The organism is Dethiothermospora halolimnae, assembly GCF_037577855.1.
Lineage (GTDB): Bacteria > Bacillota > Clostridia > Tissierellales > VENL01 > Dethiothermospora > Dethiothermospora halolimnae.
On record NZ_JBAKFX010000048.1, the window covers coordinates 1 to 17,454 of the forward strand.

At 30.8% G+C, this 17,454-nt stretch carries 19 protein-coding genes; 15 read left to right on the forward strand and 4 right to left on the reverse strand.

Annotated features, from left to right (window positions below; translation table 11 throughout):
* Window positions 1-173: 173 nt before the first annotated feature.
* The 3 genes from thiT to V6137_RS15870 all read left to right on the forward strand — a co-directional run bounded on the left by thiT (window position 174) and on the right by V6137_RS15870 (window position 1,722).
* On the forward strand, window positions 174-746 hold the full coding sequence (thiT, locus tag V6137_RS15860) for an energy-coupled thiamine transporter ThiT (protein ID WP_425448936.1): 573 nt from the start codon (window positions 174-176) through the stop codon (window positions 744-746).
* Window positions 747-755: 9 nt separating this feature from the next.
* The gene (locus V6137_RS15865; RefSeq protein ID WP_425448937.1) at window positions 756-1,391 is read left to right on the forward strand and encodes a thiamine diphosphokinase; all 636 of its coding nucleotides are present in this window, start codon (window positions 756-758) and stop codon (window positions 1,389-1,391) included.
* Window positions 1,392-1,557: 166 nt separating this feature from the next.
* Window positions 1,558-1,722 carry a hypothetical protein gene (locus V6137_RS15870; protein WP_425448938.1) on the forward strand — a complete coding sequence of 55 codons (165 nt, stop codon included), beginning with the start codon at window positions 1,558-1,560 and terminating at the stop codon, window positions 1,720-1,722.
* 228 nt (window positions 1,723-1,950) lie between these two features.
* Here V6137_RS15870 and rpmB read toward each other — a convergent pair whose 3' ends face one another.
* Window positions 1,951-2,142 carry a 50S ribosomal protein L28 gene (rpmB, locus tag V6137_RS15875; RefSeq protein ID WP_425448939.1) on the reverse strand — a complete coding sequence of 64 codons (192 nt, stop codon included), beginning with the start codon at window positions 2,140-2,142 and terminating at the stop codon, window positions 1,951-1,953.
* Between the two features lie 215 nt (window positions 2,143-2,357).
* On the opposite strand from rpmB, the gene V6137_RS15880 reads away from it, so the two are divergent.
* From V6137_RS15880 to V6137_RS15905, 6 genes are all read left to right on the forward strand, one after another.
* Window positions 2,358-2,714 carry an Asp23/Gls24 family envelope stress response protein gene (locus tag V6137_RS15880; RefSeq protein ID WP_425448940.1) on the forward strand — a complete coding sequence of 119 codons (357 nt, stop codon included), beginning with the start codon at window positions 2,358-2,360 and terminating at the stop codon, window positions 2,712-2,714.
* Window positions 2,715-2,729: 15 nt separating this feature from the next.
* Complete coding sequence (locus V6137_RS15885) at window positions 2,730-4,361, forward strand: DAK2 domain-containing protein (protein WP_425448941.1); 1,632 nt, start codon at window positions 2,730-2,732, stop codon at window positions 4,359-4,361.
* Between the two features lie 105 nt (window positions 4,362-4,466).
* Window positions 4,467-6,536, forward strand: coding sequence for an ATP-dependent DNA helicase RecG (recG, locus tag V6137_RS15890; RefSeq protein WP_425448942.1), 2,070 nt, complete (start codon window positions 4,467-4,469; stop codon window positions 6,534-6,536).
* Between the two features lie 57 nt (window positions 6,537-6,593).
* Window positions 6,594-7,151 (forward strand): 16S rRNA (guanine(966)-N(2))-methyltransferase RsmD, encoded by a 558-nt coding sequence (gene rsmD, locus V6137_RS15895; RefSeq protein ID WP_425448943.1) that lies wholly within the window; start codon window positions 6,594-6,596, stop codon window positions 7,149-7,151.
* 2 nt (window positions 7,152-7,153) lie between these two features.
* Window positions 7,154-7,639 (forward strand): pantetheine-phosphate adenylyltransferase, encoded by a 486-nt coding sequence (gene coaD, locus V6137_RS15900; RefSeq protein WP_425448944.1) that lies wholly within the window; start codon window positions 7,154-7,156, stop codon window positions 7,637-7,639.
* The gene (locus V6137_RS15905; RefSeq protein WP_425448945.1) at window positions 7,639-8,085 is read left to right on the forward strand and encodes an ATPase; all 447 of its coding nucleotides are present in this window, start codon (window positions 7,639-7,641) and stop codon (window positions 8,083-8,085) included. Before coaD ends, V6137_RS15905 begins: the two co-directional genes overlap by 1 nt.
* Before the next feature lie 82 nt (window positions 8,086-8,167).
* Here V6137_RS15905 and ylbJ read toward each other — a convergent pair whose 3' ends face one another.
* Window positions 8,168-9,457, reverse strand: a complete 1,290-nt coding sequence (gene ylbJ, locus V6137_RS15910) for a sporulation integral membrane protein YlbJ (RefSeq protein ID WP_425448946.1) — start codon at window positions 9,455-9,457, stop codon at window positions 8,168-8,170.
* Between the two features lie 163 nt (window positions 9,458-9,620).
* On the opposite strand from ylbJ, the gene V6137_RS15915 reads away from it, so the two are divergent.
* On the forward strand, window positions 9,621-10,667 hold the full coding sequence (locus V6137_RS15915; RefSeq protein ID WP_425448947.1) for a mechanosensitive ion channel family protein: 1,047 nt from the start codon (window positions 9,621-9,623) through the stop codon (window positions 10,665-10,667).
* 42 nt (window positions 10,668-10,709) lie between these two features.
* On the opposite strand, the gene guaD is transcribed toward V6137_RS15915, so the two are convergent.
* A complete protein-coding gene (gene guaD, locus V6137_RS15920) occupies window positions 10,710-12,008 on the reverse strand; it encodes a guanine deaminase (protein WP_425448948.1) in 1,299 nt (432 codons plus the stop codon).
* Window positions 12,009-12,328: 320 nt separating this feature from the next.
* On the opposite strand from guaD, the gene V6137_RS15925 reads away from it, so the two are divergent.
* Window positions 12,329-13,114, forward strand: coding sequence for a patatin-like phospholipase family protein (locus V6137_RS15925; RefSeq protein WP_425448949.1), 786 nt, complete (start codon window positions 12,329-12,331; stop codon window positions 13,112-13,114).
* A gap of 9 nt (window positions 13,115-13,123) precedes the next feature.
* On the opposite strand, the gene V6137_RS15930 is transcribed toward V6137_RS15925, so the two are convergent.
* On the reverse strand, window positions 13,124-14,380 hold the full coding sequence (locus V6137_RS15930; protein ID WP_425448950.1) for a nucleotidyltransferase: 1,257 nt from the start codon (window positions 14,378-14,380) through the stop codon (window positions 13,124-13,126).
* 263 nt (window positions 14,381-14,643) lie between these two features.
* On the opposite strand from V6137_RS15930, the gene V6137_RS15935 reads away from it, so the two are divergent.
* The 4 genes from V6137_RS15935 to fapR all read left to right on the forward strand — a co-directional run bounded on the left by V6137_RS15935 (window position 14,644) and on the right by fapR (window position 17,449).
* Complete coding sequence (locus V6137_RS15935; RefSeq protein WP_425448951.1) at window positions 14,644-15,834, forward strand: acetate kinase; 1,191 nt, start codon at window positions 14,644-14,646, stop codon at window positions 15,832-15,834.
* A gap of 220 nt (window positions 15,835-16,054) precedes the next feature.
* Window positions 16,055-16,564 (forward strand): YceD family protein, encoded by a 510-nt coding sequence (locus tag V6137_RS15940; protein WP_425448952.1) that lies wholly within the window; start codon window positions 16,055-16,057, stop codon window positions 16,562-16,564.
* A 19-nt stretch (window positions 16,565-16,583) separates the two neighbouring features.
* A complete protein-coding gene (rpmF, locus tag V6137_RS15945) occupies window positions 16,584-16,763 on the forward strand; it encodes a 50S ribosomal protein L32 (RefSeq protein WP_425448953.1) in 180 nt (59 codons plus the stop codon).
* Between the two features lie 122 nt (window positions 16,764-16,885).
* On the forward strand, window positions 16,886-17,449 hold the full coding sequence (fapR, locus tag V6137_RS15950; RefSeq protein ID WP_425448954.1) for a transcription factor FapR: 564 nt from the start codon (window positions 16,886-16,888) through the stop codon (window positions 17,447-17,449).
* The last annotated feature ends 5 nt before the right edge of the window (window positions 17,450-17,454 follow it).

The window sequence follows — 17,454 nt, forward strand, 5'->3', positions numbered from 1 at the left end:
CTTTACAAGTTTATCTTCACAGTATGAAAAATTCAGATTGTCTTAGTGAACCGCCGTATACCGAACGGTACGTACGGTGGTGTGAGAGGCCGGTAGATAAATTAATTATCTACCTCCTACTCTATAACAAACTTTCAGCAAAACTCCCAAAACAAAAAAAGGGAGGAAATATTATGAATAAAAAATGGTCCACAAGGATGATGGTAGAGGGAGGAGTAATGATAGCCCTTGCAACGGCTCTTAGTATGATACCTTTATACAAAGCGCCATTTGGAGGGACAATTACTCCTGGTAGTATGATACCAATTATAGTGTTCGCAATGAGATGGGGATTAGTAAAAGGTTTAATAGTGGGATTTGGATATGGTTTAATACAAGCTGCAATGGCTACTACTCCTTTCTTACATTGGGCCCAGTTTTTCTTAGATTATCCACTGGCTTTTGGGGCTTTGGGCTTATCTGGTTTAGCTCATAATGCCTTTAAGAGGTCGTTAAGAAACAATGGCAAATCTTCTTTAGTAAGAGACTATGGTGTAGCGGTTTTTGCTATATTAATTTCAATATTAGGAAGAGGGATATCCCATATATTATCTGGAGTTATATTTTTCTCAGAATATGCTGGAGATATGAATCCATGGAAATATTCAGCTATATATAATGCTCAGTATTTAGTTCCTGAATTTATAATATCAATTGTACTTATAATAATACTATGGACACCACTAAAGAAAATAGATATGGAATAGAGTGATAAAATGAAAACACTGATAATATCCAATGGAGATATATTAAATAATAAGCTTTTAATGAAAGAATGTAAAAAGGCCGACTATATAATATGTGCCGATGGAGGGACAAACCATCTAAATAGTTTAGGTGTTTTACCAGATTTAATAGTGGGGGACTTAGACTCTATTGATAAAAACATGCTAAATATAATGCAAGAAAAAAAAGTTGAATTTCTAAAGTTTCCAGTTAAAAAGGATAAAACTGATACAGAACTTGCCATAGATTATGCTATTGAACATGGTAGTAGAGAAATAACACTGGTTGGAGTTACTGGTTCAAGGTTAGATCATACATTGGCCAATATAATGTTGTTAAAGAAAATATTATATAAAGGTGTACAAGGTAAGATTATTGATAATAAAAATGAAATATATATAACCAACGGTAACTTGGTATTAGATAAAAGGGAAGGATTTTATGTTTCATTGGTACCCTTAACAGAAAAATTAGAAAAAGTTACGTTGCGAGGGGTGGAGTATGAAACCTATGAACTGAATTTTTATCAAGATAGTAGTTTTGGTATAAGCAATAAAATAATAGAAGATAAAGGATATATAAGCTTTGAAAAGGGAATATCCCTTGTTATACTATCAAAAGATTAAAGTAGTCAATTATTTGGCTACTTTTTTCTATCCAAAATCTCTGCTCTCTGTACCTTGCCCCTGCTAAAATCAGTAAAAAATAAACTGGAATTCCACAATAAAACAGTAACAAAAAAATATACTAAGAATAACATATATTATAGCACCATTAAAAGAGGTGATAATTATGAAAAAATTTTACTTTAATAAAAATATGAAAAAAATATTGGGAATAGTTTTTGGAGTGATAGGCTCCATAGTAATAATACAAGTAGTCCCTTTAAAAATATGGATATTTCTATTGGGAGCTTTATTAATAGGTTTAGGATGGTGTTTCTTTAAAATGTTTTAAGGAATGATATATATGAGAAGATTTTATAGAAGAATTCCTTTTAAAAAAATATTTTTAATCTTAATAATTCCCTTTGTCTATGTACTATATTTATTACCTTCATGGATATTTTTTTCATTACTGGGAATAGGGTTGGTAATTTTGGGGTGGAAATTATATAGTGATACTTAAAATAATAAATAAAAACAAAAAATAAAACCGGCTTCCAGTGTATAGGAAGCCATTAATTTATAATGCTCTTTCTACTTTACCTGATCTTAGACATCTAGTACATACATAAATTCTCTTTTTAGTTCCATCTACGATAGCTCTTACTCTACGAACGTTTGGACTCCATGTTCTTTTAATTTTACGGTCGGAGAATGTAACATTGTTTCCAGATACTTTTCCCTTACCACATACTTCACAGTACTTAGCCATCTAAAACACCTCCTCTGCTTTATATAAATATAAAATATTCCCCAAATTACAACCACACTCTATTCTAACACAACTAAGAATATTTTTGCAATAAAAAGAAAAAAATATTCTAATATAAGATAATATATTTATGATAGTTGAAGAGATTTAGATAATAAGGTAAAATAGTGATATAATATAAGTTATATTAATTTGGAATATAAGGAGGATTGCCGATGCCGGGAAAAATAGATAATAAATATGGTTATATCAACATCGACGATACTGTAATTGCTACAATAGCAGGATCAGCTGCAATGGAATGTTATGGATTAGTTGGAATGGCTAGTAGAAATGCAACTGAAGGTTTGGTAGAATTACTTAGAAGAGAAAATTTAACTAAAGGTGTTAGAGTTCACACTGAAGGGGAAGATGTTGTTGTTGATTTATATATCGTTGTAGAGTTTGGTACAAAAATATCAGTGGTTGCAAATAATATCATTGAAAGGGTAAAATATACTGTAGAAGACTTGACGGGAATGAGAGTTCAAAAGGTTAATATAAATGTACAAGGAGTAAGAGTACAAAAGTAATTTAAGGAGGTACTAATGTTGAAAATTGAATACATAGATAGTATTTTGCTAAGAAAAGCAATTTTAGGGGCAGCTAATTCCCTTGAAATGAATAAAGAAATAATAAATGACTTAAATGTTTTCCCAGTTCCCGATGGGGATACTGGTACTAATATGTCTTTAACTATGCAATCAGCTGTTAAACATATAAAAAGTATTGAGAAAGATAGTATAACAGAAATAGCTAATGGCTTATCATATGGCTCTCTTATGGGAGCCAGAGGTAACTCTGGAGTTATATTGTCTCAAATATTTAGAGGATTCTCTAAAGGTCTAGAGGGACTAGATAGTCTAACTACTGAGGACTTAGCCAATGCCTTTAAACTAGGAGCAGAGACTGCATATAAGGCTGCAAATAAGCCTATAGAAGGCACCATATTAACTGTAGCTAGGGAATGTGCTGAAAAGGCCAATGAAATATTTAAGCACGAGAAAGATATTTTAAAGTTTGCTAAAGTAGTAATAGAACATGGAGATAAGGTTTTACAAAAGACCCCTGAAATGTTAGAGGCTTTAAAAAAAGCAGGAGTTGTTGATGCTGGGGGAAAGGGTTTAATGGTTATACTTAAAGGAGCTTTTGAAGTATTATCGGGTAATCATAGTATTATTTCTGAAGATAATATATCTTTAGAGAATAAAAAAGAAATTAAAAGCTCTCCCCAAATAGATGAGAAGGATATTAAGTTTGGATACTGTACTGAATTTATTATTAATAAAACTAATGCCGAATTGTCTAAAGTTAGAAAAGAAGTATCTAAATACGGAGATTCTCTACTGGTAGTAGGGGGAGATGACGTTATAAAGGTACATGTTCATACTAATGATCCTGGGAATGTTCTTCAATATGCCCTATCAAAGGGTGAGTTAATAGATATTAAGATAGATAATATGAGGTATCAACATAGAAGCAATGTTATAAAAGAAAAAGCAGCGGAAGATAACCGTGAACAAATGAAGTATGGATTTATATCTGTAGCCATGGGTGATGGAATAGCAAGTGTTTTTGAAGAGCTAAACGTTAACCATGTTATTTCAGGAGGCCAGACTATGAATCCAAGTACTGAAGATATAATGAAGGCCATTGATAACATAAATGCTGAAAATATTATAATTTTACCTAATAATAAAAATATAATCTTAGCAGCAACCCAAGCTAAGGAATTAAGCGATAAAAATATAAAAGTATTACCCACAAGAACCATAGCCCAAGGAATATCATCAATTTTAGCTTTTGATGAGGAACTAGATCTAGATGATAATATTGAAAATATGAAGGAAGCAATGAATTCTGTAAAAACAGGACAGGTGACCTATGCCGTTAGAGATACAGAACTAGATGATAAGAAGATTAAAAAAGATGATATTATGGGATTAGATGATGGTAATATTGTATCAGTTGGTGAGGATATTGAAATGGTATCCTTAGATCTTATAGAGAAAATGGTTACCGACGAAGATGAACTAATAACTATTTTTTATGGAGAGGATATTAAGGAGACTGATGCAGAAAAGTTAGGACATAAAATAGAAGAAGAATTAGAAGATTTTGATGTTGAGATAGTATATGGAGGGCAACCACTATATTATTATATTTTTTCAGTGGAATAATATTTAATTTATATATATTGTAAATTAGTAGTTAGGTATAGTGCTTAACTACTTTTTATTTTGAAAATATTGTATAATAGAGTAAGTACTACATATACGTTAGAGGTGAATAAATTGAGTGATTTTAATATGTCTATACAATACGTAAAAGGGGTGGGACCTAAAAGGGCCAGTAAGTTAAAGAAAATCAATGTTTATACAGTGAAGGACCTGTTGTATTATTTTCCAAGAAGTTATGAAGATAGAACAAAATTTAATAAACTTTCCCAGTGCGAAAATGGAGAAAAAGCCAATTTAGAAGTCACTGTGTCGGGTTCTGGAGCTGTTATGAGGCCGAGACGGGGGTTAAGTATAGCTAAGGTACCTGTTAAGGATGAAACGGCCTTGGGATACTTAGTTTGGTTTAATCAAGACTATGTAATAAATAATTTTAAAGTAGGAGATAAAATAAAAGTTAACGGGAAAGTAAAAAGAATGGGTAGGGAAATACAAATCCAAAATCCAACATATGAAAAAGGAGATACTGGTAAAAAAGTAGGTCGGATTATTCCCATATATCCTTTAACTAAGAAGCTTACTAATAATGAGATGGTAAAACTTGTTTCTAATGTGTTGAAACAGTATTTAGGAACCATTGAGGAGATATTGCCAGAGGATATAATTAAAAAATTAAAATTGATGTCTATTAGGGATGCCCTTATTAATATACATTTTCCAAAGGATAGGGAGGGTTATAAACGGGCAAAAACAAGATTAGCCTTCGAAGAGTTATTAATATTGCAATTGGGATTATTAAATATTAAAAATAAATATAATAAAAATAAGAGGGGTATAAAGTTTAATAAGACAGATTATGTAGAAGACTTTATAAAAGATTTGCCCTTTTCCCTTACTAATGCCCAAAGAAAGGTGTATAATGAAATTTGTAACGATATGGAATCCTATAAGCCCATGAATAGATTGGTCCAAGGGGATGTTGGCTCTGGTAAAACTATTGTAGCAATATTAGGTATGCTTAAGGCTTATAAATCTGGTTATCAATCTGTTATGATGGCACCCACAGAGATATTAGCTACTCAGCACTATGAAGGCATTAAAGAATATTTAAAAGACAGAGGAATAAATTGTGGGTTGCTAGTCGGGAGTTTAACCAAAAAACAAAAATTAGAAGTATTAGAAAAGGTTAAAAATGGCGATATAGATATTGTTGTTGGAACCCATGCCCTTATTGAAGATAATGTTAAGTTTAAAAGATTAGGACTAGCCATAACCGATGAACAGCATAGGTTTGGAGTTAGGCAAAGAGCTATGTTATCTACAAAGGGCCATAATCCCGATATTTTGGTTATGACGGCTACACCTATTCCGAGAACTCTGGCATTAATATTATATGGGGATTTAGATATTTCAATTATTGATGAATTGCCCCCTGGACGTAAAAAGATAGAAACCTATTCTGTCAATAAAACCATGAAAAATAGGGTCTATGACTTTGTTAAAAAACAAATAAATAATGGTAGACAGACATATATTGTATGTCCTTTAGTAGAGGAATCGGAAACATTGGATATACAGTCTGCAGAAGAGTTATATGATGAATTAAAAGAACAATATCTTAAGGATTACAAAATAGGTTTATTACATGGGAAGATGAAACCTAAAGAGAAAGATAATATAATGTTAGAATTTAAGAATGGAAACATAGATGTATTAGTATCAACAACGGTTATTGAAGTAGGTGTTAATGTACCCAATGCCAATATTATAATAATACAAAATTCAGAAAGATTTGGTCTTGCCCAATTACATCAGTTAAGGGGTAGGGTTGGAAGGGGAGAATATCAATCCTATTGTATATTAATAAATGAAGGGAAAACCAAAGTAGCTAGGGAACGAATGAAAATTATGGAGAGAACTACAGATGGATTTATTATTTCTGAAAAAGATTTAGAATTAAGGGGCCCTGGAGAATTTTTTGGTACTAGACAGCATGGTATTCCTGATTTAAAAATAGCCAATATTTTTAGTGACATGAAGATTTTAAAAGTTGTACAACAGATATGTGATGACATTTTAAAAGAAGATCCATTATTAGAAAGTAATAAATATATAAAAATAAAAAATAGAGTTAAAAATACATTTAGAGATAAAATAGATAACATAGCTTTTAATTGATAGTATAGACTTATAATATTAATTTAAAAATTATGTTATAATGTAAGGAGGATTAGCTTGAGGGTTATAACAGGAATAGCGAAGGGACATAGGTTAAAAGCACCTAAAGGATTAAAAACTAGACCCACAACCGATAGAGTTAAAGAATCTATTTTTAATATTTTAGGTTCTATTTCACCGGATGCTTTAATATTAGATTTATTTTCAGGAAGTGGAAATGTTGGAATAGAATTTTTAAGTAGAGGTGGAAAAGAGTGTTACTTTATAGATAGTGGTTTACAAAGTATAAAAACAATAAACGAAAATTTAAAAAATACTAGATTAAATACTAAGGGGCAGGTCTATAAAAATAATGTAAATCGGGCTATTGGAGCCTTGGGAAATAACAATAAAAGGTTTGATTATATATTTATGGACCCACCCTATGAAAAAGATTTAGTTATACCCACATTAGAAAAAATTTATAAGCAGGAAATTTTGAAAAAAAGTGGAATTATTATAATTGAGCATGAAACTAAAAAAATATTACCAGACAGTTTATATAACTTAATAAAATTTGACATGAGGAATTATGGAGGTACTTCCGTTACCTTCTATAGCATTGAGGAGGACTAAAAATGACCGTTATTTATCCAGGGAGTTTTGACCCTATAACCAATGGACATCTTGATATTATTGAAAGGTGTGCTAAAAAATTTGATAAAGTGATAGTAGCTATTTTAAATAATCCATCAAAGAATACCATGTTTTCAGTTAAAGAAAGGTTAGATTTGATAGAAAAAGTATTAGAACAATATGATAATGTTGAAATAGACACTTTTACAGGTCTTTTAATAGACTATGCAAAAAGCAAGGGTGTATCCACAGTGATTAGGGGTTTAAGAGCTGTATCGGACTTTGAATATGAACTTCAAATGGCCCTAATGAATAGGAAACTAGACGAGGAATTAGAAACTCTTTTTTTAATGTCAAGTAGCAAATATACATTTTTAAGTTCCAGTATAGTAAAGGAAGTAGCAAGATTTGATGGTGAGATTTCTAATATAGTACCTAAAATAGTAGAAGATGCAATCAGAAAAAAATTAAAGGGGGATAATGATTAATGGAGGTATTGAAGCTTTTAGAAGAGATAGAAGATATATTAGAGAATGCCTCGACAATTCCATTTGCAGCTAAAGTTGTTATAGATAAAGATGACCTTTTAGAGATTATAAGGGAAATAAGAATTAAATTACCCGATGAGATAAAACAAGCAGAGTGGATAAAGGAAGAGAGACAGAGAATATTGGCAGAGGCTCAAAATGAAGCTGATACAATAGCAGAGGAAGCTAAAATACATATCGAAGAAATGATAGAGCAAGATGAAATAACAAGGAAAGCTAAAGAGAGGGCAGAGGAAATAATGCGAAATGCCCAAGAAAATGCAAAGGAAATAAGACTTGGTGCGAGGGAATATGCAGACGAATTATTAAAAGAGGTACAAGATCAAATGAACATAATGATAGAAACCGTTGAAAATAATAGAAATGAACTTAGGGGATTAAAGTAGTTGTTTACTTTTTAACCTAACAAAGGATATGTAGGGACTGGGCATGCCCAGTCCGGTTTAGCACCATAAAATATCAATAATATTACTTATGCTCTTTTATTAACTTTACTGTTAAAGTGGTTAATGTACCTATTAAAATCATAATAATTAATATTGATATTTGAATTTTTATTGAAAAAGTTAGTTTAGATATCCAGCTAGAAGAAAAAACGATTTTATTATTTAAGTTATCAGATGAAGTTATAACTACATGGTTTTTAAATATAAACTTATATAAAATAATAGTGAAGAAAGAAGATAATATACCATGGACTAGTTTGGAAAAAAAATATACATTATTTTTAATATCTGTTTTACCTAACATCGTCATAGCTTGACTATGGATGGAAAATCCACTCCATCCAATTAAAAAACTGGCTGCAGATATTTTTACTATAAGGGATGTTGATTCGATTTCAGAAATCATTTTACATCCATTGGTCATTTCTATTATTCCACTTAAAATTCCTTTTATGATTTCTGTATTTTGTAATGTTGGTATAAGGATACTTAAAGCTCTCGATATATAATTTAAAATATTAGTTATATCTAAAACTTCTATTACAACAGAATACAATATTATGAATCCACCAACCATAACCATACTATTAAAACCCTCTTTGACTGCATCTCCCATAAGTATACCTAAAGGTCTGCCATCTTCTTGTCTAGCCTTTATCAACTCATTAAATGAATTTTTCATATTGAAATTTTTAGAGTTATTTTTTGCAATATTTTCTTTTCTTTTATAAAATCTAAAAAGAATTCCCACTGAAATAGCCCCCAAATAATGGGCTATTGCTATAAGGGGACCTATAGAGGAATTTTTAAACATTCCAACTGCCACAGCGCCTATCATGAATAGGGGACCAGATGTACTACAAAATGCAGTTAACCTTTGGGCTTCTACCTGTGATACTGAACTTTGGATTCTTAGCTTAGAAACCATTTTAGCTCCCACAGGATATCCCGAGGTTATACTCATAACAAAGGGGAAAGCTCCCTCCCCTGGGACATTAAAAATAGGTTTCATTAGTGGTTGCAGTAATGACCCTAGGAAATTAACGACTCCCAGACCTATTAATATTTCAGCACCAATAAAAAAGGGTAATAAAGAAGGTAAAACTACATTAAACCATGTATAAAGACCATCTTTAGCCGCTTTGACTGATTCTTTTGGATATAATACTATAGTGATAGTGAGCCAAAGTACAATGGCTATTATTAAATAGGTTTTAATTTCCTTGTAATATTTTCTTAGCTTAGATTTTAAAAAGTATATAACAAAGAATATAATGATTATAGATATTATACAATAGATTAATTTATCCATAGGAGACCCCCCTGCTTGTGGTTACTATATATGTATATTGATGTTTGTCATTTAATATGATTAGTAAGTTTATATGTAGATTTTAATAGATAAAAAAGTATATAAGAGGTGATAATATTTGGACATACTATATTGGACTGTACCTTATTTTAATATAAAAATAATGAATATCATAATAGCCATTGGGATCAGTTTATTTTTTCTAATATTTAAAAATATATTTACTAAATATATCCTTAAAATTGGATATAGAATTACAAATAAAACAAAATCTACAATAGATGATGATATATTAAATGCATTTAAAAGACCTTTGAGGATGTTTATATCTATACTTGGACTCTACCTTTCCTTAAGATATTTAGCTTTTAGCCAGTCCTTTAATGAGACATTAAAACACTTTTTTAGGTCTTCGGTAATTATTATAATAGCTTGGGGATTATATAATCTTGAAGGAACATACTCCATATTATTTGATAGAATGGGAAGAAAACTTAATATTAATACCAATAATGTTTTAAAGCCGTTTCTTTCTAGAGCCCTAAGGATTATAACTGTAGTTATAACCATAGGAATAGTGGCTGAAGAGTTTGAATATGATGTAAGTGGGTTTGTTGCTGGTTTAGGTCTTGGAGGACTAGCTATAGCCATGGCAGCTAAAGATACATTATCTAATGTATTTGGAGGAATTGTAATTATAATGGATAAACCCTTTGATATAGGAGATTGGATTAGTAGTACAGAAACTGAAGGGGTTGTGGAGGATATAAATTTCAGAAGTACAAAAATAAGAGCATTTGATAAGGCGATTATTACAGTTCCAAATTCAAAACTGGTAGATAGCTCGGTAATTAATTATTCAAGAAGAAACTTAAGAAGAATAAACTTTAAGTTAGGATTAACATATGATACATCTAAAGAAAAAATGAAAAAATGTGTAGAATCTATAGAAAAAATGTTAATTAGTCACGATAATATATCAAAGGATATGATTTTAGTTAAATTTGATGAATTTAATAGTAGTAGCCTAGATATATTGATATACTGTTTTGCTAATACATCATCGTGGGAAGAATTTTTAGATATAAAACAAGATGTGAATTTTAATATAATGAATATAGTAGAGGAGGAAGGAGCATCAATAGCTTTTCCAAGTAGAAGTATATATTTTGAAAATAAAATGGATATTAAAAAAGGTGAAGGACTCTAGCGCCCTTCACCTTTAAACTTAAACTTAAACTTAGACTTAAACTTAATCTAAAACTGGCTCATCAACCTTTTTACCAGCTACGTATCTGTCAACTATGTTTCTATCATCACCTATATATATATATCTTTGTAGACGCTCTCTAAGGCTTAGATCAGTATCCCCTAGGTAGCTGTCATCTATAACTAGGGCATCAAAATCATATCCTTCTTCAAAACTTCCAACTTTACCAAAGAAACTTCCACCACCCTTAGTTCCTAGATAAAAGGCTTCTTCTGTTGTAATTGGGTCCAGTGCTTTATCTGACTCTAACCATTTAATCTTAGATGCTTGGATAGCTATACTCATAACGTTTGCAATAGAAACCTTATGACCGGCACCAACATCTGTACCTAAACCTACTTTACAACCTTTATTTAAGAATTTTCTAACGGGCATTATTCCACTTGATAAATTGTAATTTGCATTGGGACAATGGGCAGCATAAACTCCTGTATCACTCATTAAGTCAATTTCTTCGTCGATATTATGAACACAGTGGGCCATAACTGTAGGTAACTGACCAAAACAACCGAAACTATGATAAACACTTGCATAATTGTCAAACTCAGGATGTAACTCTTTTACCCATTCAACTTCCCCTGTATTTTCAGAAAGGTGAGACTGTATAGGCACATTATATTTTTTTGCAAGCTCACCAAAACCACCCATAGATTCAGGGGTACATGTAGGTACAAATCTTGGTGTGATAATAGGTTTAACTATATCTGACTTATTAGCATATTCCTTTAATATCTCTTCAGTATGGGCTAAAGAATGCTCAGTTTCTTCTATTAAGTAATCAGGACTGTTTCTGTCCATTCCAACCTTTCCAACAAAGGCACCTAATCCAGACTTTATAAAGTAATCTAATAATATTTTAGTTGATTCCTTGTGTAAACTACCAAAAACAACTATTCTTGTAGTACCTTGTTTCCAAACTTCTTTTACAACTCTTTTATATATTTTTTTTGCATAATCCACATCGGCAAATTTAGCCTCTTCTGGGAATGTATAATCTTCTAACCAAGGTAAAAGCTCCTTATCTAGCCCAAGACCTCTATTGGCATATTGTGGGGCATGAAAATGTAAATCAACGAAACCTGGAATTATAAGCTTATTGCCATAATCATCTACTTCAAAATTTTTGTACTCAGCTGGTAAAGTTTTGCATATGCTTTTAACTTTGTTGTTTTCAACTATTATATAACTATCTTCATGCATAGAAAATTTACCTAGTTCCGGGGTAAAGATAATATTTCCCTTTAAAATCTTCACATCCAACTTATCATCTGTAAGTGGCATAAAATCATCTCCTTAAGTATTTTTTGCATTTTACATATAAAGTAATTAAGTATTTAATAATCCCAATATTATTATAATATTAATTTACCCTTCTTCTCAGTTAATATTACAATAATAAGGGCATCATTCATAAGTATATGATAAAGTAAATAAATGTAACATATTAAAATTTAACAAAATGTCATATTAAGATACAGTATTTTAGGGAGAAAACATGAACCCATAAGAACTTGGAATGTATTTGTATTTTTAAAATATAAATATTATAGATATGAATTTAAAACTAAATTAGATTGTATAAGGGTTTGTGGGGTGTTATAATGACAAGAAAAATAAATGTTGGTTTAGCATTAGGCTCAGGAGGGGCTAGGGGACTTGCCCATATAGGTGTACTTAAAGCATTAGAGGAAAATAATGTTAATATAGATGTGGTCAGTGGTAGTAGTGCAGGGGCTTTAGTAGGCTCTTTGTATTGTTCAAATATTCCACCGGCTAAAATTGAAGACATAATAAATCAGATAGACAGAAAAATGTGGATGGATGTAACAGTTCCTAGAAGAGGTTTTATAAAGGGAAATCAGATAGAACAGATTTTAAAGATTTTAACAAGAAATAGAAATATTGAAGATTTAAATAAGAAGTTAGCCATAGTTGCCACAGATTTAAAGGAATCGAAAAAAATAGTATTTACAGAGGGTCCACTTTATAAAGCTGTTAGGGCTAGTATATCGGTTCCTGGAGTCTTTTTACCAGTTAAAATGGATAATATGGTACTGGTTGATGGGGGAGTTATAGATAGGGTGCCAGTATCTATAGCTAGGGAATTGGGAGCTGATATCGTTATAGCAGTCGATGTAGGTTTTAGTACAGAACAAAGAAGAATTAATCATATATTTGATGTGATATTACAATCAATAGATGTCATGGCTAAGCAGATATTAAATGAAAGTCTTATGGGGGCCGATATATTAATAAAACCACCTATATCTCATATAAGTCCTTCTAAATTTGATAAGGTGGTGGAGTGTAGCAAAATTGGTTATAAAGCAACTATAGAAGGAATAAATGAAATCAAAGGGAAGTTAGAACAAATAAAGATAGAGTAAAAAAGTCAACTAATTTAAGTTAAAATAGGGACTAATCAAATAGTCCAGATTAGTTTTTTTATTATTGAATTTTTTAAGGCCAAGGTAATATATATCAGTGGCACGTTTATCATACTGAATTACTTTATGTAAAAGGGAATTATTTATATTTTTATAATTTGCAAACTTAGTTATAATAGGAAAAGAAGATACTTTTTTAGCTTTATTTAAAATTTTGATTCCCTTTTTATTGAAACCTAGAACTCGAATATATAAGGGTTCTTCTTTGTAGAAATTAAACAATTTATTTTTATCAAGTCCCAGTAATAGGTGCATCATTATACGTTGTAATCTTGTATATGTATATCTTTTAGTTTTTATCCCATCTAAAATTTTATTTATTTCATTATATTTACTTCCAAATTCAATTATACGGTTTTCTAAACCCTCATCAACATCTAATAATTCTTTAATACTTTCAGTAGATGTGGTTCTAATTAAATAGAGTAATAAGTCATTATAATTTTTTAATGAGTTAAAGGAGTTATATTTTTTTAGTGCTTCAATTAAATGATGATAGGTTATATTTGGCACCGTATTTTTTATAATAGATATATCATTATCTAATAACTTCTTTCTTATTGCGGTGGCACTTGCAATATTACCCTCTATGGAAATGGAATTATACTGTGCCGATTTTCTTTTAATGGTAGTGGGAACTATTTTACTATTAATTTTATTTAGGGCTTTTAGGTATTCTACACCTAGAATATTGTTAGGGTTTGACAGGATATTAATTATATCTTCCATACTTATATTTTCATTACTTTTCTTTATATAATCAATTATTGCATTTGTTCGAGCCTTTGGAAAAGGAAGTCCTTTATCTAAATGTTCTTTTAATAATAATTTAAAATCTTTAGGTTCATTATTTAATATAGTTGCTATTTTATTTAAATTTTCAGTTTCTCCCAGTTCACTACCAAAGCATAAATAATCCACTACACCTAAACTATCCAATAATCTTATGGCACCATAGGCGAAGTATTCAGCACTTTGGCAAGCATATATTACAGGAAGTTCTATAACTAAATCTACTCCATTATCAATAGCCATTTTGGTCCTTGTCCATTTATCTAATAGGGCAGGCTCTCCCCGTTGAAGAAAATTTCCACTCATAATTGCCACTGAAAAATCAGAATCAGTAATTTCCTTTGCTTTATTAAGATGATACATATGGCCATTATGAAATGGATTATATTCTGTTACTAAACCAACAACTTTCATAAATTACCTCCTAGTAATATTCTATATTAATGTTATAATTGTATATACATAATATATTAAATCATAACAGTGAAAATAAAAAGACCTTACCACTATTATATTACAAAAAAATAATAGAAACAAAACTGTTAGGCTATAATAGGTAAAGAAACATTAATATTATTTGATAATTCATTTATAATATGTTATATTTAGTTGATTTTTTTTATTAATTGTAATAATATGATTAATGGTGAAAGAAGTTATATTAAGGAGGTAGAGTAATGAATATATTGGTAATTAACTGTGGAAGTTCTTCATTAAAATATCAATTAATTGACATGTCAAATGAAGAGGTCCTTGCAAAGGGTTTATCAGAAAGAATAGGAATAGAAGGTTCAAGGGTAAAACATAAGCCAGCGGGTAAAGAAGCTGTGGTGATTGAAAAGCCTATGGAAGACCACAAAGTTGCTTTAGAAATAGTACTAAATGCCCTTGTTGATCCTAATCACGGTGCTATAAAGTCAATGGATGAAATTAATGCTGTTGGACATAGAGTTGTTCATGGTGGAGAAAAGTTTGCCAACTCTGTTAAAATAGATGAAGATGTTATGAATGCCGTTAAAGATTGTATAGAATTAGCTCCATTACATAACCCACCAAATATTATGGGTATTGAAGCTTGTAAGGAATTAATGCCTAATGTTCCAATGGTAGGTGTTTTTGATACTGCATTCCATCAAACTATGCCAGAATCATCATATATATATCCATTACCATATGAATTATATGAAAAGCATGGTATAAGAAGATATGGGTTCCATGGAACTTCCCATAAATATGTTGCAAATAGAGCATCAGAAATGTTGAATAAAGACTTAAAAGATCTAAAAGTTATTACTTGCCATTTAGGTAATGGTGCAAGTGTTGCTGCTATAGATAATGGTAAAGTAATAGATACTAGTATGGGACTTACTCCGTTAGAAGGTTTAGCTATGGGAACTAGATCAGGAGATATAGATCCTGCAATAGTAACATTTATAATGGACAAAGAGGGTCTAGATATAGATGGCGCAAATAAGTTATTAAATAAAAAATCTGGTGTTTTAGGTATATCTGGTGTAAGCAGTGACTTTAGAGATATTGAAGAGGCTGCTGAAAAGGGTAATAAAAGAGCAAAACTTGCTTTAGATGTATTTGGAAATAGAGTTAGAAAGTACATCGGTGCATATGCAGCTATGATGGGTGGAGTAGATGCAATAGTATTTACAGCAGGACTTGGAGAAAATTCACCTGAGACTAGAGAAGATGTATGTAAGGGACTAGAGTTTATCGGTATAGAAATTGATACAGAAAAGAACAATGTTAGAGGAAAAGAGACTGTTGTAAGTAAAGACAACTCAAAAGTAGAAGTATTAGTAATTCCTACTAATGAAGAGTTAATGATTGCTAGAGATACAAAAAAATTAGTTTAAGTTATAACTAATTGTTAGTTCGATAATTAATTATTTGTTGATTTTTTATAGGTTTTATACCTTAAATTAATTTCTAGTTATTGGGGGATTCATAATCCCCCAGCTAGTTGGTCATTAAGGAATATATGACTTTTTTCCTTAATAAAAATGAACTTATTTCTTGACAAATCTGCTGTGGCTTTATATAATAAAATTTGGCAATATTCAAGAGGTGAATATTATGATAATAGATCTAACAGGTCTTCTTGATAAAACTGTTTACAAAATAGACTTTAAAAAAGAGTTGAATATGAAAAGCATTAAGGCATGGGATAGGGAGATTCACCTAGAAAAACCTATAAGGGTTAATGGTGAAGTATATAAAACCGATGATGGTCTTTATTTAAATGCTAATATAAGTGTTGAGTATAATAAAGACTGTGATAGATGTCTTAAAACCTTTAGTGATAAAATAGAAACAGTTCTATCAGGGCGACTTGTAGATAAATCTAGAAGTGATGAAAGCCTAGAAGAAGACGACATTTTAGTTTCCTTTGATGGGGATGAAGTCGATATAGAGGAACACGTATTATCTACTGTATTATTATCTTTACCTATGAAATCGGTGTGTAGTGAAGATTGTAAAGGACTGTGTCCTACCTGTGGTAATGACTTAAATGAGGGACAGTGTGATTGCGATGACCATAATATAGATCCCCGTTTAGCTAAACTAAAAGAATTACTTGACTGATAATAAGGAGGTGTTTTTAATGGCAGTACCAAAGCGTAAAACATCAAAAGCAAGAAGAGATAAAAGAAGAGCTCAAACTCACAAGGCTAAAAAGGTAACTTTAGCTAAGTGCCCACAATGTCATGAGCCTAAGTTGCCTCATAGAGTATGTAAATCATGTGGACACTATAAGAATAAAGAGGTTGTAGCAGTTGACTAAAAACAGTGATAATTATCACTGTTTTTTTTATAAAAAATTTTAACTTGAAAAATATAAACTAATAATGTATACTAACAGTTAGTACTAGGTACTAACTTCTAGTAATAATTTGAGGTGGAACTATGGGAAATAAAAAAATTTCGAAAAAAGAGAGACAAAGGAAATTAACAAAAAGACTCACAGAAGATCCCTTTTTAACTGATGAAGAATTGATGGATATATTTGGAGTTAGTATTCAGACTATAAGGTTAGATAGATTAGAGCTGGGGATACCAGAACTAAGGGAAAGGGTTAAACAAGTGGCCGAACTAAATTATTCAAAGGTAAGAGCGATAAAGGGTACAGAAATAATCGGTGAGCTTGTGGATCTAAACCTAGGTGAAAATGGTATTTCTATATTAGCAACAAATAAAGATATGGCATTTAAGAAGACCCATATTATAAGGGGACATCATATTTTTGCCCAAGCAGAATCTCTAGCTATGGCTGTTATAGATGCTGATGTAGCCCTAACTGGTGTTGCCAACATAAAATATAATAACCCTGTAAAGGCAGGACAGAAGCTTATAGCAAAGGCTCAAGTTGTAAGGAAAAGAGGTAATAAATACTTTGTTCATGTTTTTATTTATGTTGAACAGGAGCAGGTTTTTAGAGGTAAATTTATTCTTGTATCTATTGATGAATAGGGGGT

What these genes read in the sequence shown, in the direction of transcription:
- thiT (WP_425448936.1), top strand. Translation starts at nt 174, where the DNA reads ATGAATAAAAAATGGTCCACAAGGATGATGGTAGAGGGAGGAGTAATG.
- V6137_RS15925 (WP_425448949.1), top strand. Translation starts at nt 12,329, where the DNA reads ATGACAAGAAAAATAAATGTTGGTTTAGCATTAGGCTCAGGAGGGGCT.
- V6137_RS15915 (WP_425448947.1), top strand. Translation starts at nt 9,621, where the DNA reads ATGAATATCATAATAGCCATTGGGATCAGTTTATTTTTTCTAATATTT.
- rpmB (WP_425448939.1), bottom strand. Translation starts at nt 2,142, where the DNA reads ATGGCTAAGTACTGTGAAGTATGTGGTAAGGGAAAAGTATCTGGAAAC.
- ylbJ (WP_425448946.1), bottom strand. Translation starts at nt 9,457, where the DNA reads ATGGATAAATTAATCTATTGTATAATATCTATAATCATTATATTCTTT.
- V6137_RS15940 (WP_425448952.1), top strand. Translation starts at nt 16,055, where the DNA reads ATGATAATAGATCTAACAGGTCTTCTTGATAAAACTGTTTACAAAATA.
- V6137_RS15870 (WP_425448938.1), top strand. Translation starts at nt 1,558, where the DNA reads ATGAAAAAATTTTACTTTAATAAAAATATGAAAAAAATATTGGGAATA.
- fapR (WP_425448954.1), top strand. Translation starts at nt 16,886, where the DNA reads ATGGGAAATAAAAAAATTTCGAAAAAAGAGAGACAAAGGAAATTAACA.
- V6137_RS15930 (WP_425448950.1), bottom strand. Translation starts at nt 14,380, where the DNA reads ATGAAAGTTGTTGGTTTAGTAACAGAATATAATCCATTTCATAATGGC.
- coaD (WP_425448944.1), top strand. Translation starts at nt 7,154, where the DNA reads ATGACCGTTATTTATCCAGGGAGTTTTGACCCTATAACCAATGGACAT.
- V6137_RS15905 (WP_425448945.1), top strand. Translation starts at nt 7,639, where the DNA reads ATGGAGGTATTGAAGCTTTTAGAAGAGATAGAAGATATATTAGAGAAT.
- V6137_RS15880 (WP_425448940.1), top strand. Translation starts at nt 2,358, where the DNA reads ATGCCGGGAAAAATAGATAATAAATATGGTTATATCAACATCGACGAT.
- V6137_RS15885 (WP_425448941.1), top strand. Translation starts at nt 2,730, where the DNA reads ATGTTGAAAATTGAATACATAGATAGTATTTTGCTAAGAAAAGCAATT.
- rpmF (WP_425448953.1), top strand. Translation starts at nt 16,584, where the DNA reads ATGGCAGTACCAAAGCGTAAAACATCAAAAGCAAGAAGAGATAAAAGA.
- guaD (WP_425448948.1), bottom strand. Translation starts at nt 12,008, where the DNA reads ATGCCACTTACAGATGATAAGTTGGATGTGAAGATTTTAAAGGGAAAT.
- V6137_RS15865 (WP_425448937.1), top strand. Translation starts at nt 756, where the DNA reads ATGAAAACACTGATAATATCCAATGGAGATATATTAAATAATAAGCTT.
- V6137_RS15935 (WP_425448951.1), top strand. Translation starts at nt 14,644, where the DNA reads ATGAATATATTGGTAATTAACTGTGGAAGTTCTTCATTAAAATATCAA.